This is a genomic window from Enterobacter asburiae (assembly GCF_008080435.1).
Classification (GTDB): domain Bacteria; phylum Pseudomonadota; class Gammaproteobacteria; order Enterobacterales; family Enterobacteriaceae; genus Enterobacter; species Enterobacter asburiae_C.
In genome coordinates this window covers 457,252-482,805 of the sequence record NZ_VRKN01000002.1, presented here as the reverse complement: position 1 = coordinate 482,805, position 25,554 = coordinate 457,252, and the positions used below count along the sequence as shown (strand labels likewise).

Annotated in this window: 20 protein-coding genes; 13 read left to right on the top strand and 7 right to left on the bottom strand. The window is 59.1% G+C overall.

Annotated features, from left to right (window positions below; all coding sequences use genetic code 11):
- The first annotated feature begins 1 nt into the window (after position 1).
- From iolD to iolB, 9 genes are all read left to right on the top strand, one after another.
- A complete protein-coding gene (iolD, locus tag FU672_RS05365; protein ID WP_148242430.1) occupies positions 2–1,927 on the top strand; it encodes a 3D-(3,5/4)-trihydroxycyclohexane-1,2-dione acylhydrolase (decyclizing) in 1,926 nt (641 codons plus the stop codon).
- 301 nt (positions 1,928–2,228) lie between these two features.
- The gene (gene iolG, locus FU672_RS05360; protein ID WP_148242429.1) at positions 2,229–3,215 is read left to right on the top strand and encodes an inositol 2-dehydrogenase; all 987 of its coding nucleotides are present in this window, start codon (positions 2,229–2,231) and stop codon (positions 3,213–3,215) included.
- Positions 3,216–3,246: 31 nt separating this feature from the next.
- Complete coding sequence (locus FU672_RS05355) at positions 3,247–4,176, top strand: sugar ABC transporter substrate-binding protein (RefSeq protein ID WP_023333011.1); 930 nt, start codon at positions 3,247–3,249, stop codon at positions 4,174–4,176.
- A 48-nt stretch (positions 4,177–4,224) separates the two neighbouring features.
- Positions 4,225–5,772, top strand: coding sequence for a sugar ABC transporter ATP-binding protein (locus tag FU672_RS05350; RefSeq protein ID WP_148242428.1), 1,548 nt, complete (start codon positions 4,225–4,227; stop codon positions 5,770–5,772).
- An 11-nt stretch (positions 5,773–5,783) separates the two neighbouring features.
- On the top strand, positions 5,784–6,812 hold the full coding sequence (locus FU672_RS05345) for an ABC transporter permease (RefSeq protein WP_010433895.1): 1,029 nt from the start codon (positions 5,784–5,786) through the stop codon (positions 6,810–6,812).
- An 8-nt stretch (positions 6,813–6,820) separates the two neighbouring features.
- Positions 6,821–7,954, top strand: a complete 1,134-nt coding sequence (locus FU672_RS05340; RefSeq protein WP_148242427.1) for a Gfo/Idh/MocA family protein — start codon at positions 6,821–6,823, stop codon at positions 7,952–7,954.
- Positions 7,955–7,966: 12 nt separating this feature from the next.
- A complete protein-coding gene (locus FU672_RS05335; RefSeq protein ID WP_148242426.1) occupies positions 7,967–9,871 on the top strand; it encodes a bifunctional 5-dehydro-2-deoxygluconokinase/5-dehydro-2-deoxyphosphogluconate aldolase in 1,905 nt (634 codons plus the stop codon).
- An 11-nt stretch (positions 9,872–9,882) separates the two neighbouring features.
- A complete protein-coding gene (iolE, locus tag FU672_RS05330; RefSeq protein WP_148242425.1) occupies positions 9,883–10,773 on the top strand; it encodes a myo-inosose-2 dehydratase in 891 nt (296 codons plus the stop codon).
- A 9-nt stretch (positions 10,774–10,782) separates the two neighbouring features.
- Positions 10,783–11,607: a 5-deoxy-glucuronate isomerase gene (iolB, locus tag FU672_RS05325; RefSeq protein WP_148242424.1), complete on the top strand. Its 825-nt coding sequence runs from the start codon at positions 10,783–10,785 to the stop codon at positions 11,605–11,607.
- 55 nt (positions 11,608–11,662) lie between these two features.
- Here iolB and FU672_RS05320 read toward each other — a convergent pair whose 3' ends face one another.
- A complete protein-coding gene (locus FU672_RS05320; protein WP_148242423.1) occupies positions 11,663–12,406 on the bottom strand; it encodes an alpha/beta hydrolase in 744 nt (247 codons plus the stop codon).
- A 51-nt stretch (positions 12,407–12,457) separates the two neighbouring features.
- Positions 12,458–13,687, bottom strand: coding sequence for an MFS transporter (locus tag FU672_RS05315; protein ID WP_148242422.1), 1,230 nt, complete (start codon positions 13,685–13,687; stop codon positions 12,458–12,460).
- A gap of 97 nt (positions 13,688–13,784) precedes the next feature.
- Between FU672_RS05315 and FU672_RS05310 the strand changes: the two genes are divergently transcribed.
- Positions 13,785–14,675: a LysR family transcriptional regulator gene (locus tag FU672_RS05310; protein ID WP_148242421.1), complete on the top strand. Its 891-nt coding sequence runs from the start codon at positions 13,785–13,787 to the stop codon at positions 14,673–14,675.
- Here the strand turns inward: FU672_RS05310 and FU672_RS05305 are convergent.
- A complete protein-coding gene (locus FU672_RS05305; protein WP_023333002.1) occupies positions 14,672–14,842 on the bottom strand; it encodes a YfgG family protein in 171 nt (56 codons plus the stop codon). The genes FU672_RS05310 and FU672_RS05305 overlap by 4 nt on opposite strands.
- 371 nt (positions 14,843–15,213) lie before the next feature.
- Here FU672_RS05305 and FU672_RS05300 point away from each other — a divergent pair, with 371 nt between their 5' ends.
- Positions 15,214–17,454, top strand: coding sequence for an EAL domain-containing protein (locus FU672_RS05300; protein WP_148242420.1), 2,241 nt, complete (start codon positions 15,214–15,216; stop codon positions 17,452–17,454).
- Between the two features lie 4 nt (positions 17,455–17,458).
- Here the strand turns inward: FU672_RS05300 and ppx are convergent, their stop codons facing one another.
- The 4 genes from ppx to purM form a co-directional block, all read right to left on the bottom strand.
- Complete coding sequence (ppx, locus tag FU672_RS05295) at positions 17,459–18,997, bottom strand: exopolyphosphatase (RefSeq protein WP_148242419.1); 1,539 nt, start codon at positions 18,995–18,997, stop codon at positions 17,459–17,461.
- A gap of 3 nt (positions 18,998–19,000) precedes the next feature.
- Positions 19,001–21,061, bottom strand: a complete 2,061-nt coding sequence (ppk1, locus tag FU672_RS05290; RefSeq protein ID WP_148242418.1) for a polyphosphate kinase 1 — start codon at positions 21,059–21,061, stop codon at positions 19,001–19,003.
- Between the two features lie 230 nt (positions 21,062–21,291).
- Positions 21,292–21,933: a phosphoribosylglycinamide formyltransferase gene (purN, locus tag FU672_RS05285; protein WP_148242417.1), complete on the bottom strand. Its 642-nt coding sequence runs from the start codon at positions 21,931–21,933 to the stop codon at positions 21,292–21,294.
- Positions 21,930–22,967, bottom strand: a complete 1,038-nt coding sequence (gene purM, locus FU672_RS05280) for a phosphoribosylformylglycinamidine cyclo-ligase (protein WP_148242416.1) — start codon at positions 22,965–22,967, stop codon at positions 21,930–21,932. Before purM ends, purN begins: the two co-directional genes overlap by 4 nt.
- 266 nt (positions 22,968–23,233) lie before the next feature.
- Here purM and FU672_RS05275 point away from each other — a divergent pair, with 266 nt between their 5' ends.
- Together FU672_RS05275 and upp are read left to right on the top strand one after the other, a co-directional pair.
- Complete coding sequence (locus tag FU672_RS05275) at positions 23,234–24,664, top strand: 6-phospho-beta-glucosidase (RefSeq protein WP_148242415.1); 1,431 nt, start codon at positions 23,234–23,236, stop codon at positions 24,662–24,664.
- A 216-nt stretch (positions 24,665–24,880) separates the two neighbouring features.
- Complete coding sequence (gene upp, locus FU672_RS05270; RefSeq protein ID WP_023308769.1) at positions 24,881–25,507, top strand: uracil phosphoribosyltransferase; 627 nt, start codon at positions 24,881–24,883, stop codon at positions 25,505–25,507.
- Positions 25,508–25,554: the final 47 nt, after the last annotated feature.

Here is a 25,554-nt window from a genome sequence, read left to right as displayed (position 1 = left end):
TATGCAAACCGAACGTATGACCATGGCCCAGGCGCTGGTCCGGTTCCTCAATCAACAGTACGTCAGCGTGGACGGCAACGAAACGCCCTTCGTGGAGGGCGTGGCCACCATCTTTGGGCACGGTAACGTGCTGGGTATCGGCCAGGCGCTGGAGCAGGACCCGGGCCATCTGCAGGTGATGCAGGGCTGCAACGAGCAGGGCATTGCCCATATGGCGACGGGATTTGCCAAACAGCACCGCCGCCAGCGTATTTTTGCCGTCACCTCCTCCGTCGGGCCGGGCGCCGCCAATATGGTGACCGCGGCGGCCACCGCCACGGCGAACCGCATCCCGTTGCTATTGCTGCCGGGCGATATCTACGCCAGCCGCCAGCCGGACCCGGTGCTGCAGCAGATCGAGCAGTATCACGATCTCAGCATCAGCACCAACGACTGCTTCCGTCCCGTCTCCCGCTACTGGGACCGCATTAACCGCCCCGAGCAGCTGATGAGCGCCATGCTAAGCGCGATGCGAACGCTTACTGACCCCGCAAATACCGGCGCGGTGACCATTTGCCTGCCGCAGGATGTGCAGGGCGAAGCCTGGGATTACCCGCTGAGCTTCTTCGCGCGTCGCGTGCATCACATCGAACGTCGTCCGCCCGATCCGCAGCGTCTGGCGCAGGCGCGGGCGCTGATCGCCCGCAAGCGTCGTCCGCTGGTGGTGTGCGGCGGCGGCGTGCGCTATTCCGGCGCGCATGAAGCGCTGCAGGAGTTTGTCGAGACGCTGCAGCTGCCGTTTGCCGAAACCCAGGCCGGAAAGGGGGCGCTGGTAAGTGACCACCCACTTAACCTGGGCGGGGTGGGCGTGACGGGCGGAATGGCCGCCAACCAGCTCGCGCCACAGGCCGATTTAGTGATTGGCATCGGCACGCGCCTGACCGATTTTACTACCGGCTCCAAGGCGCTCTTTTCCCACCCGGACGTCGAATTCCTGCTGCTGAACGTGGCCGAGTTTGACGCCCTGAAACTGGATGCCACCGCGCTGATTGCCGATGCTCAAACCGGACTCCAGGCCTTGACCCACGCGCTTGGTGAGTATCGCAGCGGCTGGGGCAAGGAGATCGCCCAGGCGAAATCCGCCTGGCGCGACGAGTGCCGCCGCCTGTGGGATCGCCAGTGGCGTCCTGACGACGCGCCCGAAGTGGCGGGGCACCTGGACGCGCAGCTGGCGGAATACGGCGAGACGCTCAATACCCGCCTGACACAGACGCGGGTGCTGGGGCTGATCAACCAGCATATTGAAGACAACGCCATAGTGGTGGGTGCGGCCGGTTCGCTGCCGGGAGATTTACAGCGTCTCTGGCAGGTCAAAACGCCGGACAGTTATCACCTGGAGTACGGCTACTCCTGCATGGGCTACGAGATTGCGGCGGCCATCGGCGCGAAGCTCGCCCGACCCGGGCTGCCGGTGTACGCCATGGTGGGGGATGGCTCCTACATGATGCTGCATTCCGAGCTGCAAACCGCCGTGCAGGAGGGGATTAAGATCACCGTTCTGCTGTTTGATAACGCCAGCTTCGGCTGCATTAACAACCTGCAGATGGGGCACGGCATGGGCAGCTTTGGCACGGAAAACCGCCATCGCAACCCGCAAACCGGACGGCTTGACGGACCGCTGGTGAAGGTCGACTTTGCGCAAAATGCGGAAAGCTACGGCTGCCGCGCGTGGCGGGTGAACGATGAGCAAAGCCTGCTGACGGCGCTTGAGGCTTCACGGGCGCATCCGGGCCCGACGCTGCTGGACATCAAAGTGCTACCGAAGACCATGACCCACGATTACGCCTCGTGGTGGCGAACCGGTGACGCGCAGGTGGCGGAGTCGTCTGCCGTGCGTGAGGCCGCGGAGCAAACGCAGGCGCAGGTGAAAAAAGCGCGTCAGTATTGAGTTTTCTCTTCGTAACGAAATTTTCATTTCATTTTCCCCTCACCCTAACCCTCTCCCCAAAGGGGAGAGGGGATAGTTTGGTGCGCGCTTTTCTCCCTCGCCCCATTGGGGAGAGGGCCGGGGTGAGGGGAGTTGCCGCACGTCCTTCCATGTTGTGAGATTGATAACAAAATTTATCTCATTCATCTCAAAAGTGTTAACCCACACTCAAAAACATAATTTTCACTATTTATAAAAATGAAATAAATGTTTTATTTATAGGGTCGTTAGTTCACAGCATTCACCAACACCGGGAGCCGTTATGTTTAACATTGCTTTACTGGGCGCTGGCCGAATTGGCCAGGTACATGCAGCTAACATCGCCAGCCACGGCGCGACCACGCTCTGGTCCGTGGTTGACCCGAATCAGGAATTTGCCACCCGTCTCGCCGCGCAGTATCAGGCCCGCCAGCAGAGCCTGAGCGAGGCGATGACCGACCCTAACGTTCACGCCGTGCTGATCGCCTCCGCCACCGATACCCACGCGGATCTGATTGAAATGGCCGCCCGCCACGGCAAGGCTATCTTCTGTGAAAAGCCGGTACACCTTGACCTCGCCCGCGTGCGCGACTGCCTGAAGGTGGTCAAAGAGTACGACGTGCCGCTGTTTATCGGCTTTAACCGCCGCTTTGACCCGCAGTTCCGCCGCGTGAAAACCGACGTGCAGGCCGGGCGCATCGGCAAACCGGAATCGCTGCTCATCATTTCCCGCGATCCGTCTCCGCCGCCTGCGGAGTACGTGCGCGTCTCCGGCGGCATGTTCCGCGATATGACCATTCATGACTTTGACATGGCCCGCTTCATCATGGGCGAAGAGCCGGTGTCGGTGTATGCCCAGGGCAGCAACCTGGTGGATCCGGCGATTGGCGAGGCGGGGGACATCGATACCGCGTTTATCGTTCTGAAATATGCTTCCGGCGCGATGGCGACCATCGTCAACAGCCGCCGTTCATCTTACGGCTACGACCAGCGCCTGGAGCTGCACGGCTCCGAAGGGCTGCTGTGCGCGGGCAATATTCTTGAAAACCAGGTGCAGCACTACGGCAAACAGGGCTGCACCAGCGCGCTGCCGGAACACTTCTTCCTGCAGCGCTACAAATCCGCTTACGCCGCGGAATGGGAACACTTTGTTGCGGTCCTGCGCGGCGAAGCGGTGCCTGACTGCAGCGGCGATGATGGTGAACGTGCGCTGTACCTTGCGGATAAAGCGCTGGAGTCACTGCGCAGCCAGCGCGAGATCGTCCTCTAAACACAACAACCCTACACAGAGAGACATAATAATGAAAAAACTGATCGTAGCCGCCCTCATCGCCATGACGTCCGGGGCTGCCCTCGCCGAAAACGAGCAAATTGTTTTCAGTACGCCAAACCTGGCCATGCCGTTTGAAGTTCACATGCAGCGCACGGCGGTGAAAGCCGCAAAAGAGATGGGCGTGAAGCTTCAGGTGCTGGACGGGCAGGGCAGCTCGCCGAAGCAGGTGGCTGACCTGGAAAACGCCATCACTCGCGGGGCACAGGGCTTTATCGTCTCCCCGAACGACGTGAACGCGGTCTCCAGCGCGGTGGATGAAATTCAGGATGCGAAGCTGCCGATCGTCACCCTCGACCGCTCCGTCGACAGCCAGAAAAAAGTGCCGCACTTTGGCGCCAACAACTACAAGGGCGGCCAGGCGGTTGGCGACTTCGTCAAAACCAAATTCCCCAACGGTGCGGACATCATTCTCCTCACCGGTCAGCCGGGCTCCTCTTCCAATATTGAACGCACCAAAGGGATCCGCGACAGCCTGAAGGCGGGCGGGGATAAATACAAAATCGTCGCCGATCAGACCGGCAACTGGATGCGCTCTGAAGGGATGCGCATTGTTGAAAGCGTCCTGCCTTCGCTGCCGAAACGCCCGCAGGTGATCCTCTCCGCCAACGACGATATGGCGCTGGGCGCGATTGAAGCCCTGCAGAGCCAGGGCGTGAAGCCGGGTGAAATCCTCGTGACCGGCTTTGATGCGGTGCCGGAAGCGCTGGCCCGCGTGCGCGACGGCTGGCTGGCGGTAACGGCGGATCAGCGTCCGGGCTTTGCGGTGCAGACGGCGATGAGCCAGCTGGTGGCCAACGTGCGCGAGAAGAAAGCCATCACCGGGGCCGACTACCCGCCGACGCTGATCACCAAAGAGAACCTGCAGCAGGCTGAGCGTATCGGTGAGGCCGGTAACTAATATGTCCCGAGCCGCCTCTGGCGGCTCATCATGAGGAGGAGCAGACTGATGTCGCAACCCTTACTGAAAGTGACCGACCTGGCAAAAAGCTTTTCCGGCGTCTGGGCGCTGAGCAGCGCTCAGCTGACCGTCGACAGCGGAGAAATTCACGCCCTGCTGGGGGAAAACGGGGCGGGGAAATCCACGCTGCTGAAGGCGCTCGCGGGCGCGCAGCCGCAAACGCGCGGGGATATCTGGTTCAACGGCGAAACGTTGCCGGTGGACGACTCCCCGGTGGCGCGCCAGAACAAGGGCATTATCACCATCTATCAGGAATTCAACCTGCTGCCCAACATGACCGTTGCGGAAAACATGTTTCTCGGGCGCGAGCCGCGTAAACGTAACCTGATCGTCGACGAAAAGGCGGTAAACCAGGAGGCGCAGGTCATTCTCGATTACCTGCAGCTGAACGTTGCGCCGACCACGCCGGTCGCCCGCCTGAGCGTCGCCCAGCAGCAGATGGTGGAGATCGCCCGGGCGCTGACCCTCAACGCCCGGCTAATCATTATGGACGAACCTTCCGCCGCGCTGAGCGACAGCGAGGTGGAAAGCCTGCACCGCGTGGTGCGGGAGCTTAAAAACCGCGGCGTGAGCATTATTTATGTCACCCACCGTCTGCACGAAGTTTTCCAGCTCTGCGATCGCTTCACCGTTTTCCAGGACGGCCGTTTCACCGGCACCGGCGCGGTGGCGGAGACCAACGTCGAACAGCTGATCCGCCTGATGGTCGGACGCGACGTGGCCTTTAACCGTCGCCCCGCCAGCGAAACCCATCATCAAGACAAACCCGTCCGCCTGGCGGTGAAGGGGTTGAGCCGCGAAAAGCCGCCGCTGGATCCGCACGGCATCGCCCTGCACGACATCAGCTTCCACGTCCACGCCGGGGAAGTCTTAGGGATTGCCGGATTAGTGGGCGCGGGACGAACCGAAGTGGCCCGCTGCCTGTTTGGTGCGGATGCCTTTACCTCGGGCAGCTTTGAGCTGGACGGCGTGCCGTACCAGCCGCGCGACCCGCTGTATGCCCTCGACCACGGTGTGGCGCTGGTGCCGGAAGACCGCAAAAAAGAGGGGGCGGTGCTGGGGCTGTCGATTCGCGACAACCTGTCGCTCTCCTGCCTCTCTTCGCTGCTCCAGTGGCGCTGGTTCGTGAACACCCGCAAAGAGGACGATCTGATTGAGTCCTACCGCAAGGCGCTGCAGATCAAAATGGTCAACAGCGCGCAGGAGGTGCGCAAGCTCTCCGGCGGTAACCAGCAAAAGGTGATCCTCGCGCGCTGCATGGCGCTCAACCCGCGGGTGCTGATCGTCGATGAGCCGACGCGCGGCATCGACGTGGGGACCAAATCGGAAGTGCACCAGGTGCTGTTTGACATGGCGAAAAAGGGCGTGGCGGTGATCGTGATCTCCTCCGATCTGCCTGAAGTGATGGCGGTGTCTGACCGGATCATCACCCTCAGCGAAGGCCGGGTGACCGGCGAGATCCACGGTGACGACGCTAACGAAGAACGGCTGATGACGATGATGGCCATCAACCACAACGCCCTGAACGCGGCATAACGGAGTTTCTCATGACGCAGATGATTTCTAAAACGCAGGCCCCGGTCAAACGCGCCGGACGCATCGATCCCATCGCCTTCTTCGAGCGCTTCGGGGTACTGATTTTCATGATCCTGCTGCTGATCTTCTTCCAGTCGCAGAACAGCAACTTTTTCTCTGAACGCAATATTTTCAACATCCTGACCGAAGTCTCCATCTACGGGATCATGGCCGTGGGGATGACCTTCGTCATTCTCACCGCCGGGATCGACCTCTCCGTGGGCTCCATTCTGGCGGTGTGCGCCATGACCGCGGCGTACGTGATCAAAGGCGACAACTTCACCACCGTCGACCCGAACGCCTGGGGCGGCATGAGCTGGCTGATCGGGCTGGGGATTTGTCTGGCGATGGGCACGGCGATTGGCTTCCTGCACGGCCTGGGCGTCACCCGCCTGCGCCTGCCACCGTTCATCGTCACCCTCGGCGGGATGACCATCTGGCGCGGCCTGACGCTGGTGATTAACGACGGCGCGCCGATCGCTGGTTTCGACCCCGGCTACCGCTGGTGGGGACGCGGGGAGCTGCTCGGCATCTCCATTCCTATCTGGATCTTCGCCATCGTCGCCATCGGCGGCTATCTGGCGCTGCATAAAACCCGCTGGGGCCGCTTCGTCTACGCCATCGGCGGCAACCCGGAGGCGGCGCGCCTGGCGGGGGTGAACGTCAAGCGCGTGCTGGTCAGCGTCTACGTGCTGATTGGCTGTCTGGCAGGGCTGGCAGGCTTCATCCTGAGCGCGCGTCTGGGGAGCGCCGAGGCGGTGGCCGGGATCTCCTTTGAGCTGCGCGTCATCGCCTCGGTGGTAATTGGCGGCACCTCGCTGATGGGCGGCTACGGGCGCATCGGCGGCACCATCATCGGCTCCATCATCATGGGCATTCTGATTAACGGCCTGGTGCTGATGAACGTCTCGGCCTACTACCAGCAAATTATCACCGGATTAATTATCGTTCTGGCGGTGGCATTCGATACCTATGCCAAGAGCCGTCGCGGCGCACTGTGAGGATCACGATGAAAGAGGTTCGTATTGGATTAATTGGCACCGGGTATATCGGCAAGGCGCATGCTATCGCCTATGCCCAGGCCCCGACGGTGTTCAACCTGCGCGGCAGGCTGGTGCGCGAGATGGTGGCGGAAGTCACGCCGGAGCTGGCGGCAGAGCGCGCGCAGGCGTTTGGCTTCAACCGCTCCACCGGGGACTGGCGGGCGCTGGTGGCCGACCCGGCCATTGATGTGGTGGATATTTGTTCACCCAACCACCTGCATAAGGAGATGGCGCTGGAGGCGATCCGCCACGGCAAGCACGTCTACTCGGAGAAGCCGCTGGCGCTTAATGCCCACGACGCGCGCGAGATGGTTGACGCCGCAAAGCGGGCTGGGGTGAAAACGCTGGTGGGGTTTAACTACATGAAAAACCCGACCGCGCAGCTGGCGAAGGAGATTATCGCCCGCGGCGAGATTGGCGAGGTGATCCACTTCTACGGCACCCACAACGAAGACTATATGGCCGACCCGCTGTCGCCCATTCACTGGCACTGCTTTAAAGAGACCGCCGGGCTGGGGGCGCTGGGCGACCTCGCGGCGCATATCGTCAATATGGCGCAGTACCTGGTGGGGGATATCGAGCAGGTCTGCGGCGACCTGAAGATCGTGGTTCCTGAACGCCCGGAGAAGGCCGGACCGTCGGAGATGATTGCGGTGGAAAATGAGGATCAGGCCCACGCGATGGTGCGTTTCGCGGGCGGGGCGCAGGGCGTGATTGAAACCTCGCGCGTCGCCTGCGGCCGCAAGATGGGGTTGTCGTACATCATTACCGGGACGAAAGGCGCCATCAGCTTCACCCAGGAGCGCATGGCCGAGCTGAAGCTCTATCTGCATGACGATCCGGTGAACCGTCAGGGATTCCGCACGCTGCTCGTTGGCCCGGCGCACCCGGACTACGCCGCGTTCTGCATGGGCGCAGGCCACGGGATTGGCTTTAACGATCAAAAAACGGTGGAGGTGCGCGACCTGGTAGACGGTATTGCCGCCGACGCACCGATGTGGCCGGACTTCGAAGAGGGCTGGAAGGTGTCGCGCGTGCTGGACGCGATTGCGCTCTCGCACCGGGAAGGCCGCTGGCTGAACGTGAACGATATTGTCTGAAGAGGTATCAACGTGGAAAAGCAGTTTGATGTGATATGCATGGGCCGCGTGGCGGTAGACCTCTACAGTCAGCAGATTGGTGCCCGTCTGGAGGATGTGTCGAGCTTCGCCAAATACCTCGGCGGCTCGTCCGGCAACGTGGCGTACGGCACCGCGCGTCAGGGCCTGCGCTCGTCGATGCTGGCGCGCGTCGGCGATGAACATATGGGCCGCTTCCTGCGGGAAGAGCTCAACCAGGTGGGCTGCGATACCAGCCATCTGATCACCGACAAAGAGCGCTTGACGGCGCTGGTGCTACTCGGCATTAAAGACCGGGACACCTTTCCACTGATTTTTTATCGCGATAACTGCGCGGATATGGCCATTACCGCCAGCGATGTGGACGAAAGCTACATTGCCTCCGCACGTTGTCTTGCCATCACCGGGACGCATCTTTCTCATCCTCAGACCCGCGAGGCGGTGCTGACGGCGCTGGGCTATGCCCGCCGTCACGGCGTGCGCACGGTGCTTGACATCGACTACCGTCCGGTGCTGTGGGGGCTGACCGCCTTAGGCGATGGCGAAACGCGCTTCATCGCCGCCGATACGGTCACCCGCGAGCTGCAGGAGGTGCTGCACCTCTTTGACGTCATTGTCGGCACCGAAGAGGAGTTTCACATTGCGGGCGGCAGCACGGAGACCCTGCAGGCGCTGGGGCAGGTGCGCGCCGTCAGTGACGCTGCGCTGGTCTGCAAACGCGGCGCGCTCGGCTGCTCGGTCTACACCGACGCCATTCCGCCCCGGCTGGACGACGGCCTGACGGTGACCGGCGTGCGCGTGGAGGTGCTGAACGTTCTCGGGGCGGGGGACGCGTTTATGTCCGGCCTGCTGCGCGGCTACCTGAACGACGAGGGCTGGGAGCAGGCGTGCCGCTACGCCAACGCCTGCGGCGCGCTGGTGGTTTCGCGCCACGGCTGCGCCCCGGCGATGCCGAGCAAAATCGAGCTGGATGACTATCTTTCCCGCGCTGCGAATGTGCCGCGTCCGGATCTCGACCCGCGTCTTAACCATCTCCACCGGGTGACCACCCGCCGCCGCGAGTGGCCGGAGCTGTGCGTGATGGCCTTCGACCACCGCAGCCAGCTTGAGGATATGGCGATGCAGTGCGGCGCGTCGCTTAAGCGCATTCCGGCGCTGAAGCAGCTGATCCTGCAGGCCAGCCGCGAGGCGGCGAGCCGCGCCGGGCTGGAGGGCAAAGCCGGTCTGCTGTGCGACGGCACATTTGGTCAGGACGCGCTGAACGCCATCACCGGCGAAGGGTGGTGGATTGGTCGCCCCATTGAGCTGCCGGGATCCCGGCCGCTGGAGATGGAGCACGGCAACATCGGCACCCAGCTTATCTGCTGGCCGCAGGAGCACGTGGTGAAGTGCCTGGTCTTCTTCCACCCGGAAGATGCCCACGGCCTGCGCCTGGAGCAGGAGCAGAAAATCGCCGAGGTGTACCACGCCTGCTGCCAGTCCGGGCACGAGCTGCTGCTGGAGGTGATCCTGCCCGCCAGCATGCCGCGCAGCGACGAGCTCTACCTGCGCGCCATTTCCCGCTTCTACAACCTCGGCATTTACCCGGACTGGTGGAAGCTGCCGCCGCTCTCCGCCGACGGCTGGACGGCGCTGAGCGAGATTATCGAACGCCGGGACCCGCACTGCCGCGGGGTGGTGATCCTCGGCCTGGACGCCCCGGCGGAACAGCTGCGCGCCGACTTCAAAGCCGCAGCGGGGCAGACGGTAGTAAAAGGCTTCGCCGTGGGGCGCACGCTGTTTGGCGATGCCTCCCGCGCGTGGCTGAAGCACGATATTGACGATGCGCAGCTGGTGGCGCGCATCCGGGACAACTACCTGCAGCTTATCGCCTGGTGGCGCGAGCGCGGACACGCATAATGGAGACGACAATGAGTGTGCAATTAGGCATTAACCCGCTGACATGGACGAACGACGATCTGCCTTCTCTCGGCGCGGAGACGTCGCTGGAGACCTGTCTGAGTGAAGGAAAAGAGGCCGGTTTTGCCGGTTTCGAACTGGGCAATAAATTCCCGCGTGAAGCGCGCCTGCTTGGCCCTGTTTTGCAGCGCCACGACCTGCAGCTGGTCTCCGGCTGGTACTCCGGCCGCCTGCTGGAGCGCAGCGTGGAGGAGGAGATTGCCGCCGTGCAGTCGCACCTGACGCTGCTGCGTGAACTGGGGGCAAAAGTGCTGGTGTTTGCGGAAGTGAGCGGCTGTATTCACGGCGAGCAGCAGACCCCGGTGCATCTGCGCCCGCGCTTCCCGCAGGAACGCTGGAAGGAGTATGGCGAGAAGCTCACCGAATTTGCCCGCTACACCCAGCAGCAGGGCGTGCAGATTGCCTACCATCACCATATGGGGACGGTGATTGAGTCCGCCGACGACGTGGACAACCTGATGACTTACACCGGCGAAGCGGTGGGGTTACTGCTGGATACCGGCCATCTGACCTTTGCCGGGGCCGATCCGCTGGCGGTGGCGCAGCGCTGGGCGTCACGCATCAACCACGTTCACTGCAAAGACGTGCGTGCCGACGTGCTGGCGGACGTCAAAAACCGTAAAACCAGCTTCCTCGATGCGGTGCTGAGCGGCGTGTTTACCGTGCCGGGCGACGGCTGCGTCGATTACCCGCCGATCATGCGGCTGCTGAAGGCGCAGGATTATCACGGCTGGCTGGTGGTGGAGGCGGAGCAGGATCCGGCGATTGCCCATCCGCTGACCTACGCCCGTCTGGGGTATAACAACCTGAGCCGCCTGGCGCGCGACGCCGGACTGATTTGAGGAGGAGACATGTCACGTCTGTTATCACGCTGGCAACAGCCGAACGCGGAGGGTCGCACTCAGTCCGTCACGTCGGAAAGCGCGGGATGGGGCTACGTCGGCTTTGAGGCGTATGAGCTGCAGGAGGGGCAGACGCTGACGCTGCCCGCCGTCAGCGAAGAGCGCTGCCTGGTGCTGGTCGCCGGGCGGGCCTCCATCAGCACGCCTTCCGCGCAGTTTAACGACATCGGCGAACGGATGAGCCCGTTCGAGCGCATCAAGCCGTGGGCGGTTTACGTCGCCCCGCAGGAGACGGTGCAGGTGAAGGCGCTGACGAAGCTGGAGCTGGCGGTCTGCGCCGCGCCGGGCAAAGGCACGTATCCGACGCGGCTGATTGCGCCGCAGGATATCGACGGCGAGGCGCGCGGAAAGGGGCACAACCAGCGCTATGTGCACAACATTTTGCCGGAAGACAAGCCCGCCGACAGCCTGCTGGTGGTGGAAGTGTGGACCAATGAGGGCTGCACCAGCTCGTACCCGAGCCACAAGCACGACACGGATAACCCACCCCAGGAGACGTATCTGGAGGAGACCTACTACCATCGCCTCAATCCGGAGCAGGGGTTCTGCATGCAGCGCGTCTACACCGACGACAGAACGCTGGATGAGTGCATGGCGGTCTACAACCGTGACGTGGTGATGGTGCCGAAGGGTTATCACCCGGTGGCGACGATGGCCGGGTATGACAGCTACTACCTCAACGTGATGGCCGGACCGGTGCGCAAATGGATGTTCACCTGGGAAGAGGACCACGCGTGGATTAATCGCGATTATCCCGCGGATGGCGGGCGCTGAGGTTGTTTTTTTGCCGGGTGGCGCTGCGCTTACCCGGCCTACAATTCGCAAAATATTACTTTGCTTCAATCGCCTGCTCAATCGCCCGGGCAACGATTTGCGGCTGGCTGACCATCGACACGTGGCTTGCCGCCACCTCGGCGGTTTTCGCGTGAATCGTCTTCGCCATCGCCCGTTCAAGATCGGGGTTGATCATTCGATCATTCTTGCTGACCACATACCAGCTCGGTTTGTCATGCCACGCCGCGTGGGCAACCTTTTCACCAAACGCCTCAGCCTTAATTGGCCCCTGCGTAGCTGCAATCGTATCTTGAATGGTTGGCTTCACGTCAGGCACGAAGTCCTTCCTTACGGCTCCTGTCGGCAGGTATAAATAGCCGTCCGCCGTTTTAGCAATGCCCGCGCTGCCCGGCGGGGCAGGATAGCGTCCTGCCAGATCCGCCGTCGACTGGCCGGAGTCCGGCGCGAACGCCGCCACATACACCAGCGATTTTACCCGCGCATCGTTGCCCGCCTCGCTAATCACGGTGCCGCCCCAGGAGTGGCCCACCAGCACCACGTTACCCTGGGCGCGGGCGATGGCTCGCCGCGTGGCCGCAACGTCATCTTTAAGCGAGGTGAGCGGGAGCTGGACGGCAATGACCTCTGCGTGCTGTTTCTGCAACAGGGTAATCACCTTATTCCAGCTGCTGCCGTCGGCAAACGCGCCGTGGACCAGCACGACGCTGGTTTTACTTTCCGCAAAGGCGCTGGCCGAGGCCAGGGCAAGTAGGGGGAACAGCAAATAATGTCGGATCATCGGTCTCTCTCCTCATCGGTTCTGAATGGCGGTAGGGAAAGAAAACCATTTTTATGTATCGGAGATATTTGCCGGAGGCGGCGTTTTGTACCCGATTGTCAGCGTGGCGTTCTGGATACAGTGCGATACAGTTTGCCTGCCGGGACGGTGCACAATCGCTATCGCCAGCCCGGCAATCACCAGCGTCAGGCCCGTTGAAACCCACATTGCGCCCGCGATCCCCAGCGTTTTATTCAGCCACGCATAGGCAAACGGTGAGGCTGCCGCCATCAGTTGGCCGGGGATAAGCAGCATGCCGGTGCGGCGGGCATAGCTTTCGGTGCTAAACAGTTCCAGCGGCAGCGTGGCTTTCACGATGGTGACCAGCCCGTTGATGGCGCCATAGCCCAGCACAAAACCGGCTGCGCACCAGACAAACAGCGTGCTGCTCATCCCCAGAAGAAAGCAGAGCGGCATGGCGAGCGCGGTAAAAAGCGTTAACCTGAAGGGGGTTAAGCGGGCACCCGCCAGCACCTCTATAGAGCGAGCACCCGTCTGGCCGATCCCCCACAGCATGCCGATGGCGACAGGCAGGCCGAAGTGGGCAATAAACTCCGGTAGATGGGTGGACGTGCCGTTCGAGACAAAGGTGATGAGGGCAATGAAGGCGGCATAAAGCCAGCCGTTACGCCGTTCGTTGTTCAGAGGCGGCGCGGTGACCTTTGTCGTCACCGTCAGCCGCTGCCGGGGGAGCGTTCTTATCAGCGCCGCGCTCAGCAGGCCGAAGAGAGCATAGACGCACAGCGCCTCCTGCCAGCTCATCACCTGAAGCAGAGCATCGCCCAGCGGCCAGAAGACGGCGGAGGCCAGCCCGCCCGCCAGCGTGACGCGTGAAATTGTTCTTCGCGCCTGCTGCCCGTAGAGGTTCACCAGAGCGGCGAACAGCGCATCGTACAGCGACAGGCGCATCCCTATACCGGTCACCAGCCAGGCGCAGTACCAGCCAAAAAGCGTCTGGATATACGCCATCCCTGCGCAGCTTGCGGCGATCAGCAACGTTCCGCTCATCACCACCTTCTGACCGCCAAAGCGTGCCAGCAGGCGGGCGACAAACGGAGAAACCGCCGCCATCACCAGCATCGCCAGCGTCAGGCCGAGGTAAATCTGCGGGGATGACCATCCCCGGTCGGCTGCAATGGCCAGCGCGAAGGTGCCGGGCATATAAAACGAGATCCCCCAGTTGATGAGTTGATTACATCCCGCCATGAGGGCGAGGCGGCGAGGCAGGGCAGGTGTTTCCATTATTTTTCATTCCGCTATGCAGTTGTCCTGAGCATAACTCGCGCGCTATTGTGCTGGCAGGGCCGCAACCTTATGCGCGGTATAAGAGAAACTTTGAATGACGACGCTTAATCTGGGCTATCTCGCCACGTTCCGTCTGGTGATCCAGCGCGGCAGCTTTTCAGCGGCTGCGGATGTGCTGGGCATTTCCCAGCCCGCCGTCAGCCTGCAAATACGCCAGCTGGAGCAGTTTTTGCAAACGCGGCTGGTGGAGCGGACCGGGCGGGGGATTAAGGCTACGGCTGCCGGACAGGCTTTGCTGGTACATGGGGAGCGTATTCAGCAGGCGGTGGATGACGCTATCCGGTCCGTGAGTGCATTCAGCCATGATGTGAGCGGCACCATTACGCTGGGTACGGGGGCAACTGCCTGCATTCATCTTCTGCCGCCGCTGCTGGAGAAGCTGCGCCAGGACTATCCGCTCCTGCGCGTGGGGGTAACGACGGGCAACACCCTTGACATCGTCAGGGCCATCGAAGAGAACCGTCTCGATATGGGGCTGGTGACGCTGCCGGTGAGCGGCAGAGCGCTGGACGTCATGCCGGTGATGGACGAAGAGTTTGTCTTTATCGCGTCGCGGGAGCAGCAGGATGCTTTCAGGGCGTTCACCCCGGAGGCGCTGCACGCTCAGCCGCTGATTGCCTTTGAATCAGGCAGCGGTACCCGGGCGCTGATCGATGGCTGGTTTGCAGCCAGTGGATTAGCTATCGCGCCGGTGATGCAGCTTGGCAGCATCGAGGCGATCAAACGCATGGTTTGCGCGGGGCTGGGCTACAGTATCGTGCCGCGAATGGCGGTCGAACAGGATGCCGATCGTGAAGGGCTATGCGTGATGTCGCTTACGCCCATGCTGCAGCGGCAGCTGGCGGTGGTGATGCGACAGGATAAAATCCTCAGCAAAGGGATAGCAGGCATTATTCGGATAGTGCAAAACCATCCGGCGGCCTAGCGGTCAGCGGTGTCGACGGTCAGGCTGGACTGCTGCGACTGGGTTTTGTCCTGATGGTGATACCAGGCGCCAATCGAAGAGTAAACGAAGCGGCCAAAGAAAAACAGGAAGCTGATGAGCAGTATGATGCGGGTCATTCGGGTGTTAAATTGATGTCGTTTGCGCATACGCGTGACCTGACTCACTCTGTTTATCCTGGGTAAGCCCTTTTGGGCGATGAGGACATTAAGGCACAGCGGGAAGGTGGGGTCAATTCTGTAGCGTGTAAATAACCGTCAATGTTTACATTAATTAATGTTATTGAAATTAATTAATGCATTTACCATATTGATAATATGAAGAAAATGATTTCAAAAAAACGCCGCAAAAAGATATTTGCGTAAATTAGTTTGATTTAAGTCAACGGGTTCCCGGCCCTGATATTTAAAATCCTTCCTCCACACTGTTCGCCCCGCACGCCGCCGGGCGGCCGCGTACGTCAGGTTGGATGCCTGTCTTTATTTTCCCTCTGGAGCGAAAGGGGTTTAACCGGGCATCTATGAACATTCTCGCTTTCCTGAAAAACAATGAGAACCGCTGGTGGGCATTGCCGCTTATTTTGCCTGTGGTTTTACTTCCCGTACTGAGTGTCGCGAATACGTTCACGCAGCTGGGCGACGGCATTGTGGCACTCTACTATTTACCCCTCTCATTTTTGCTTTCACTGATGATGTTCTTTGGGCTGGAAGCGCTGCCCGGGATCGTATTGTCGCTGTTTATCCGCTATTACCCCTCGGTCGGGCTGTTTGAAACCGTCGCCGGTGTGCTCCATTTTATCGTCCCTTTAGTGCTCAGCTGGGGCGGCTACCGGGTGTTTGCGCCCAGACGGAATATGACGGCGTACGGCGACATCCGGCTGATGGCGCAGCGCATCTTCTGGCAGGCGTTCTGCCCCGCGACGTTGTTTCTGGTGCTGTTTCAGTTTGCGGTGTATTTAGGCGTGTATGAGAGCCGGCAGAGCCTTGCGGGATTAAACCCCCTCAATATTCGCACGCTCATTAACTATCAGACGCTGCTGGTCAGCGGGCTGACGGGCGTGCCGTTGAGCTATCTGCTGATCCGCCTGATTCGTCATCCGCGCTATATCAAAAGCCTTATCTCGCAGATCCGTTCCCAGATAGACAAAAAGGTGACGGTTACTGAGTTTTTGATGTGGGCTATCGCGCTTGGCGGGCTGCTTTCGCTGCTGCTGCTTCCGATGAATGAAAACAGCTCCATTTTTACCACTAACTACACCCTGTCGCTGCTGATGCCGGTGATGCTCTGGGGCGCGATGCGTTTTGGCTATAAGCTGGTGTCGCTGATCTGGATACCGGTACTGCTGGTGTCTATTCACTATTTTTACCGCTATATACCGGTGAACCCGGGATATGACATTCAGCTGGCGATCACCTCTTCCAGTTACCTGGTCTTCTCGTTTGTGGTGATTTATATGTCGATGCTGGCGACTCGCCAGCGCGCGGTGAACAAACGCTCCCGCAGGCTGGCGCTACTCGACCCGGTCGTCCATATGCCTAACCTGCGTGCGCTGTCGCGCGATCTGGCGAAAAGCCCGTGGTCGGCGCTCTGCCTGCTGCGCATTCCGGAACTGGAAATTCTGGGCCGAAATTACGGCGTGTTGCTGCGCATTCAGTACAAACAGCAGCTGGCGCAGTGGGTTAATGGCACGCTCCAGCCCAATGAGCAGGTCTATCACCTGACCGGGTATGACATGGCGGTACGGCTCAACGCGGAATCACACCAGCAGCGGATTGAAACCCTGGACGAGCATATCAAACAGTTCCGCTTTGTCTGGGACGGTATGCCGCTGCAGCCTCAGGTTGGCGTGAGCTATTGCTATGTCCGGTCCCCGGTTAACCATCTTTATCTGGTGCTGGGTGAACTGGGGGTGGTTGCCGATCTGTCGCTCTCCTCCAACCATCCGGAAAATCTTCAGCAGCGTGGTGCGGTCCATTTGCAGCGCAACCTGAAGGATAAAGTCGCGATGATGAGCCGCCTGCAAAAGGCGCTCGAGAACGACGAATTCACCCTGCTGGTTCAACCCGTTCGCGGCCTGCGTGGCGATCGCTATCACGAAGTCCTGCTGCGGATGCCGGATATCAACGGGCTATTGATCTCCCCCGACCAATTCCTGCCCGTCGCCCAGGAGTTTGGTCTGTCCTCGCGGGTGGATTTGTGGGTGCTGGAGCATACCCTGCGCTTCCTCGCAGCGCATCGTGAAAGACTGCCCGGCCAGCGCTTTGCCATTAATCTGGCCCCGTCGACCGTGTGTCGGGTGCAGTTCCCGCTTGAGGTGAGTCGCCTGCTGACGAAATACGCCATTGAGCCGTGGCAGCTGATTTTTGAGGTGACGGAGTGCAGCACTTTCGGCAGCAGGGAGCAGGCGCTACATATTCTCCAGCAGCTGCAGAAAATGGGGGTACGTATTGCGATTGATGATTTTGGAACCGGGTATGCGAGCTATGCGCGGCTGAAAAGCGTGGATGCCGACATTCTCAAGATTGACGGCAGCTTTATCCGCAATATCGTCAACAACAGCCTGGATTATCAGATCGTGGCGTCTATCTGCCATCTGGCGCGCATGAAGAAGATGCTGGTGGTGGCTGAGTACGTCGAGACGGAAGAGATACGTAGCGCGGTTCACGCGCTAGGCATCGATTATGTGCAGGGCTATCTGATTGGCAGGCCGGCACCGCTTGAGTCACTGCTGGAAGCTGAGGCGTCCTCCGCGGACGCCTGAACCATTACGCGGCGACGTCGGCGCTCTCTTCTTCGATTTTGAGCAGCCAGCCGGTGACCGCTTCCCAGTACTGCTGCTCTTTTTCCAGGTCCAGCAGGACCAGCGCGTTCTGGCTGAACCAGTCGTGCGGAAAGCTCAGCGTCCAGTGATGGTCGTCGGTTTTCAGCTTCAGCGTGGGCGGCGTGGTGGTAGCCTGACGCTGGTTATTGAGCAGCACGCCCAGACGCAGCAGCTGAATAAGCGGCAGGAACTGTTTTTTCTTGAACAGCGTGAAGCGCGGCAGGTCGTCGAGCTTGATGGCTTTGCGGTGATAACGCACCAGGGTCGCCATCATGGTTTGCTGCTCCTGGTTGAAGCCAGGCAGATCGCTGTTTTGCAGAATGTAGGCCGAGTGGCGATGCATTCCGCTGTGGTTGATGTTCAGCCCCACCTCGTGCAGCATCGCGGCCCATTTCAACAGCGCGGCAAGCTGCGGGTGCGCAAGCTTCGGATTCTGTTCTTCCCACTGTTCGTACATCTGCACCGTGGTTTCCAGCACGCGTTTCGCCTGTTCACGGTCGATATTGTACTGGTTGGCCAGGCTTTGCGCGGTGCGGCTGCGAATATCCTGATGGCGGAAGCGGCCTTCCATCTCATACAGCACGCCTTCACGCAGCGCGCCGTCTGAAAGACGCAGCTCTTTAATGGCGAGGGCATCAAACACGCCGCAGAGAATGGCCAGCCCCGGTACGAATACCGCTTTCCGCTCGTCGGAAAGACCCGGCAGGCTTAAGGCGTCAAAACTTTTATGCTTCAGCACCTCTTCAGTCAGCAATGTCAGGCGTTCGGGGGTGATAAAGCCGTCTTTTTCACCCATCGCCAGCAGCACTTCATGCGCGGCTTTAATCGAGCCGGATGCGCCCAGCGCCACGTTCCAGCCCTGGATACGGTACTGCCAGGCCAGGTTTTCCAGCTTCTGGACGGCCGCCATACGCGCACGCTGGAAGTTCTCGCGGGTGATGGTGCCGCCCGGGAAATACATCTGCGCGAAGCTGACGCAGCCCATACGGCGGCTTTCCACCAGGCGCGGCTCAAAGTCTTCGCCGATCACCAGCTCCGTTGAGCCGCCGCCGATATCGATAACCAGCTTGCGCCCTTTTTCCGGCTGGGTGTGCTCTACGCCCATGAAAATCAGACGCGCTTCCTCGTTGCCGGAGATGATCTCAATCGGGTAGGGGATCACTTTTTCGGCGCGCTTGAGGAACTCCGGGGCGTTCAGGGCCTGGCGCAGGGTGTGGGTGCCCACGATGCACACGCTGGAGGGCGAGAAGCCCTGCAGGCGTTCAGCAAACAGCGACAGGCAGTTTAACCCACGCTCCATTGCCTCTTCGCTGAGCATGCTGCGTTCATCCAGGCCATCCGCCAGGTGTACGCGCTGCTTCAGACGACCGATGATCTGCAGCGCGCCATCCACCTCACGGGCGATGACCATGTGGAAACTGTTAGAGCCAAGATCGACCGCGGCGAATTCCTGCGGGCGTGGGGTCTTATCATTTATCGGCATAGGTTAATCGGGTTGCTCGAGTGATTTGATATAGTCGTAAATCGCCAGTTGCGACCGCACTTTACGGCGGTTGCCGCGCGGTACATAGCGGTTACTGAGTTCTTTGTCGATATAGCGTGCTTTCACGGTATCGCTGAACAGAATCTCGATGATGTCGAGGATCTGCTGCTTCAGACGCGGATCCAGCAGCGGTGCCGCGACTTCAATTCGGTAGTCAATATTGCGCGTCATCCAGTCTGCCGAAGAGAGATAGACCTGTTTATCACCCGCATTATCAAAAATATAGATCCGATCGTGTTCCAGGTAACGGTCAACAATGCTGATCACGCGAATATTGTCGCTGATGCCTTCCAGTTCCGGGATCAGCGAGCACATGCCGCGGATCAGCAGACTAACCGGCACGCCGGAGCTGGACGCCGCATACAGCCTGTCCACCAGCCCTTTGTCGACAAGGTTGTTAAGCTTCAGCGTGATGCCGGACGACAGCCCTTTCTGGGCATTGGCGATCTCTTTATCGATCATATCGTACAGCAGACGGCGAGAGTTCTGTGGCGACACCAGCAGGTAATCGAAGCTCACCGGACGGTACGGGTTCTCAATAAAGTTAAACACGCGGCGCACCTCGTTAGTGATGCGGGCATCAGCGGTTAAGAGCGAGTAGTCGGTATAAATTCGCGCGGTTTTCTCGTTAAAGTTCCCGGTACCGATGTGGGCATAACGTACCACATCGTCGCCCTCTTTACGGGAGATGAGGAACAGCTTGGCGTGAATTTTCAGCCCCGGCGCGGAGAAGATCACGTGCACGCCGGCTTCCGTCAGACGGCGCGCCCAGTGAATGTTCGCCTCTTCGTCGAAGCGCGCCTGCAGCTCAACTACCACGGTGACTTTTTTGGCGTTGTGCGCCGCATGGATCATCGCGTCGATGATGCGGGAATCTTTTGCCACGCGGTAGATGTTGATTTTGATCGCCAGCACGTTCGGGTCGAACGAGGCCTGACGCAGCAGTTCCAGCACGTGCTCAAACGTGTGATACGGATAGTAGAGCAGGACATCGCGTTCGCGGATGGCGTCGAACCCGTTGCGGAATTTATCGAACCACAGATGGCGCAAACGCGGCAGCGGCTTGTTCACCAGATTGGCCTTGCCGACATTCGGGAAGCCAATAAAGTCTTTAAAGTTGTGGTAACGACCACCCGGCACGATGGAATCATAGCGCGAAATGGTCAGTTTCTCGCGCAGCATCTCCACCATGGCGTCCGGCATATCGCGCTGATAAACAAAGCGCACCGGCTCGGCCGTCAGACGCTGTTTCAGGCTGGATGACATCAGTTCCATCAGGCTGGCTTCCATCTCGTGCACCAGGTCATATTCGGCGTCACGGGTCATCTTCATCGAGTAGGCGTTTAACGCATCGTAATCGAAGAAGCCTTTGAAGATGTCGTCCAGACAGTAGCGCAGGATGTTATCCAGCAGGATCATCGGCTTGCGTCTGCGCGGGGTTTCCGGCGGCAGGTTCACAAAGCGCGGCACCTTGTCGGACGGGATCTCCAGCAGCGCGTAACGGATGGATTCACCGCGAATAATTTCCACCGCCAGGTAGGTGTAGTCATCTTTCAGGAACTGCACCAGATCGGTTTCGCGGTTGATCAGAATCGGGGTAATGTGCTGGCGCAGATAGTGTTTGAAGTAGTGGCGCAGCCAGTTTTGTTGGTTAACGGAAAGCTGGCGTTCGTTAATCAGGAAGATTTGATTGCGCGCCATCTCCAGCAGCAGTTCGTTATACAGGCCGTCAAATTCCTGATCGGCTTTCAGCACGCGGGACTGGATTTTACCCAGCAGATGCCGCGAGTGCGAGTTTAAGCCCTGTTCTTCACTGATGATGATGCGTCTTTTCAGCTCGGCAAAGCGAACCTTGTAGAACTCATCCAGGTTGTTGGAATAAATGCCCAAAAAACGCATGCGCTCAATCAGCGGGTTACTTTTGTCAGCCGCTTCCTGGAGAACACGTTCGTTGAATGCTAACCAGCTTAGCTCTTTCTCGATATATAACTTTTCCTGACCCATTACAGCTCACACTCCAGTTCAATCACAGGACGTGGTAAATCCGTCTCGTCCTTATTATGGCGAGCATTTCCACGATATGTCCAACAGTGCCAGAAAAGTATGACAGTTATTTTTTTTGTTGGGGATTTTAGAAGGTTGGAGAAGGGCGTGTCGGGTGGCGCTGCGCTAACCCGACCTACAAAAGATTGTAGGCCCGTGCAAGCGAAGCGCCGCCGGGCAATTCAAACAGACTACTCTTCAGCTGCATAACCCTGCGGGGGTAACTTCACGCCGTCCAGCCAGGCTGCACCGTCGCGCATCGCCAGACGCCCGTCGACAAACCAGCTGACTACCAGCGGGTAAATGGCGTGTTCCTGGGTCTGCACGCGTTCGGTCACGTCTTCTTCGCTATCGCCGTCAAAGACCGGAACTTTGGCCTGCAGGATCACCGGACCGCCGTCCAGCTCGTCGGTAACGAAATGCACGGAGGTGCCGTGCTCCTCATCGCCGTTTTCCAGAACCTGACGATGGGTGTGCAGGCCGGGATATTTCGGCAGCAGGGAAGGGTGAATATTCAGCAGACGTCCGGCGAAGTGTTCTACAAAAGCCGGGCTCAGGATACGCATATAGCCCGCCAGCACGACCACGTCCGGTGCGTAGGCATCAATCTCCTGAACCAGCTCGCGGTCAAAGGCTTCACGCCCGGCGAACTGGCTGGCTTCCAGCGCGTGCGCAGGAATGTTCGCTTCCCGCGCGCGCTCAAGGCCGAACGCGTCGGCCTTGTTGCTGAAAACTGCCCGAATGGTGCCATTGATTTTCTTCTGTTTGCAGGCGTCTATGATCGCCTGCAAATTGCTTCCGTTGCCGGAAATGAGCACCACGATGTTTTTCATTCAATGACCACACGCTGTTCGGAATCGGAAGCTTTAATCGTACCGATTTTCCACGCGTTTTCACCTTTCTCTGTCAGCAGCTTAACCGCTTTATCCGCTTCGCTTGCCGGCAGAGCGATAACCATGCCCACGCCGCAGTTAAAGGTGCGGTACATTTCGTGAGAGCTCACGTTGCCAGCGGTCTGCAGCCAGTTAAAGACGGCTGGCCATTGCCATGAGGATTCGTCGATCACCGCCTGGGTGTTATCCGGCAGGACGCGCGGGATGTTTTCCCAGAAGCCGCCGCCGGTCAGGTGAGCGATAGCGTGAACGTCGACGTTCTCGATAAGCTCAAGCACGTTTTTCACGTAGATACGGGTCGGCGCCAGCAGATGGTCAGCCAGCGGTTTACCGTCAAGCTCGGTGGTCTGTGGGTCGCAACCGCTCACTTCGAGGATTTTACGCACCAGGGAGTAGCCGTTAGAGTGCGGGCCGCTGGAGGCCAGCGCGATCAGCACATCGCCATCGGCCACTTTGCTGCCGTCGATAATTTCTGATTTTTCTACTACGCCGACGCAGAAGCCCGCGACGTCATAATCTTCGCCGTGATACATGCCCGGCATTTCCGCGGTTTCACCACCGACCAGCGCACAGCCAGACTGCAGACACCCTTCGGCGATACCGTTAATCACGCTGGCAGCGGTATCCACGTCCAGTTTGCCGGTCGCGTAGTAATCGAGGAAGAACAGCGGCTCTGCACCCTGAACCACCAGGTCATTCACGCACATCGCGACCAGATCGATACCGATCGTGTCATGACGTTTTAAATCCATCGCCAGGCGCAGTTTAGTGCCTACACCGTCAGTTCCCGAGACCAGAACAGGTTCACGATATTTTTGCGGCAGCGCGCACAGTGCGCCGAATCCACCCAGACCACCCATCACTTCCGGGCGGCGGGTTTTTTTCACCACACCTTTGATTCGGTCAACCAGCGCATTACCTGCGTCAATATCAACACCGGCATCTTTGTAGCTGAGAGAAGTTTTGTTGGTCACGGCTTAAATCCCCACGCGATTGCATAGCTAGTAAGAAAAATCGGCGCAATTCTAACAGTCCAGGCAAACGTTTGCGAGCCTATTCTGGACGTGGGGATCTTTTTTTCTGTGTACCTCGTGAATGCAGCCAAACTTGACTCTGTTCACGAAAATGAAACCGGTTTCTGAGAACTGCTTGCAACGGTTATTCCCTTTGCACATCATCGGACTGAAACCGGTTTCTGTAATTGTTTTTGCAGAAAATAACGCAGAATGAGGGAAAGCGAATGTCAGGATTTAAAGCAGATTTTCTGTGGGGTGGGGCCGTTGCGGCGCACCAGCTGGAAGGCGGCTGGAAAGAGGGCGGCAAGGGCGTAAGCGTGGCCGATGTCATGACCGCGGGCGCGCACGGCGTGCCGCGTGAAATCACCAACGGCGTGCTGGAAGGGAAAAATTACCCTAACCATGAAGCCATCGATTTCTACCATCGCTATAAAGAAGACATTAAACTCTTTGCCGAGATGGGGTTCAAATGCTTCCGCACCTCTATTGCCTGGACGCGGATCTTCCCGAAAGGAGACGAGCGCGAGCCTAACGAGGCTGGCCTGAAATTCTATGACGATCTGTTCGACGAGTGCCTGAAGTATGGCATCGAACCGGTTATCACCCTGTCTCACTTCGAAATGCCTTTCCATCTGGTCACGGAATACGGCGGCTGGCGCAACCGTAAGCTGATCGACTTCTTCGTTCGTTTCGCAAAAGTGGTTTTCCAGCGCTACCAGCATAAAGTGAAGTACTGGATGACCTTCAACGAGATCAACAACCAGGCCAACTTCCACGAAGACTTTGCGCCGTTCACCAACTCCGGGCTGAAGTACGCGCCGGGTGAAGACCGTGAGCCGGTGATGTTCCAGGCGGCACACTATGAGCTGGTGGCCAGCGCCCTGGCGGTGAAGGCCGGGCGCGAGATTAACCCGTCGCTGCAGATCGGCTGCATGATTGCCATGTGTCCTATCTATCCGCTGACCTGCGCGCCGGACGATATGATGATGGCGATGAACGCCATGCACCGTCGCTACTGGTTCACCGACGTGCACGTGCGCGGTAAGTACCCGCAGCATCTGCTCAACTATTTCGAACGTCGCGGGTTTAAGCTGGACATTACCGAAGAAGATAAAGCGGCGCTGACGCAGGGCTGCGTGGACTACATCGGGTTCAGCTACTATATGTCCTTCGCCACCAAAGCGACGGCGGATAACCCGCAGCTGGATTACGACGAGAGCAAGAGCCTGGTTTCTAACCCGTACGTGCAGAAATCCGACTGGGGCTGGCAGATTGACCCGGTCGGGCTGCGCTATTCCCTCAACTGGTTCTGGGATCACTACCAGCTGCCGCTGTTTATCGTTGAGAACGGCTTTGGCGCGATCGACGTGCAGGAGAGCGACGGCACGGTGAACGACCAGTACCGCATTGACTACCTGGCCGCCCACATTCGCGAGATGAAAAAAGCGGTGGTGGAAGACGGCGTAGACCTGATGGGCTATACCCCGTGGGGCTGTATCGATCTGGTGTCTGCCGGTACGGGCGAAATGAAAAAACGCTACGGCTTTATCTTTGTCGATAAAGATAATGAAGGGAACGGCACGCTGAACCGCAGTAAGAAGAAATCATTCGACTGGTATAAGCAGGTCATTGCCAGCAACGGCGATAATCTGTAATTGTCGGGTGGCGCTAACGCTTACCCGACCTACAATACACGTAGGCCCGCGTAAGCGTAGCGCCACCGGGCAGAACCTCGCACTCAAACCGGAGACATATCTCCGGTTTTTTGTCTTTGCTTGATCCCTGTCAAGCAACATGGGTATGGCCTAATCCGAAAAAAGCGGTATAATCCCGCGATTTTTTTGCGGATGCCACCTCAGAGGAGAAAGAGAATGAAGATTGTGGAAGTGAAACACCCACTCGTTAAACACAAGTTGGGCCTGATGCGTGAGCATGACATCAGCACGAAGCGTTTTCGCGAACTGGCATCTGAAGTCGGCAGCCTGCTGACCTACGAAGCGACCTCTGATCTGGAAACAGAAAAAGTCACCATCGAAGGCTGGAACGGCCCGGTGCAGGTTGAGCAGATCAAGGGTAAGAAAATTACCGTGGTGCCAATCCTGCGTGCCGGTCTCGGCATGATGGAAGGCGTGCTGGAGCACGTGCCAAGCGCGCGTATCAGCGTGGTCGGGATCTACCGTAACGAAGAAACCCTTGAGCCGGTTCCTTACTTCCAGAAGCTGGTATCTAACATCGACGAGCGTATGGCGCTGGTGGTTGACCCAATGCTGGCAACCGGTGGTTCTATGATCGCGACCATCGACCTGCTGAAAAACGCGGGCTGTAACAGCATTAAGGTACTGGTACTGGTTGCCGCTCCGGAAGGGATCGCGGCGCTGGAAAAAGCGCACCCGGACGTTGAGCTGTATACCGCCTCTATCGACCAGGGCCTGAACGAGCACGGGTACATTATCCCGGGGCTCGGCGATGCCGGCGATAAGATCTTTGGTACGAAATAATCGAATAACGATAAATAAGCCGACTTTGATAGTCGGCTTTTTTTTGA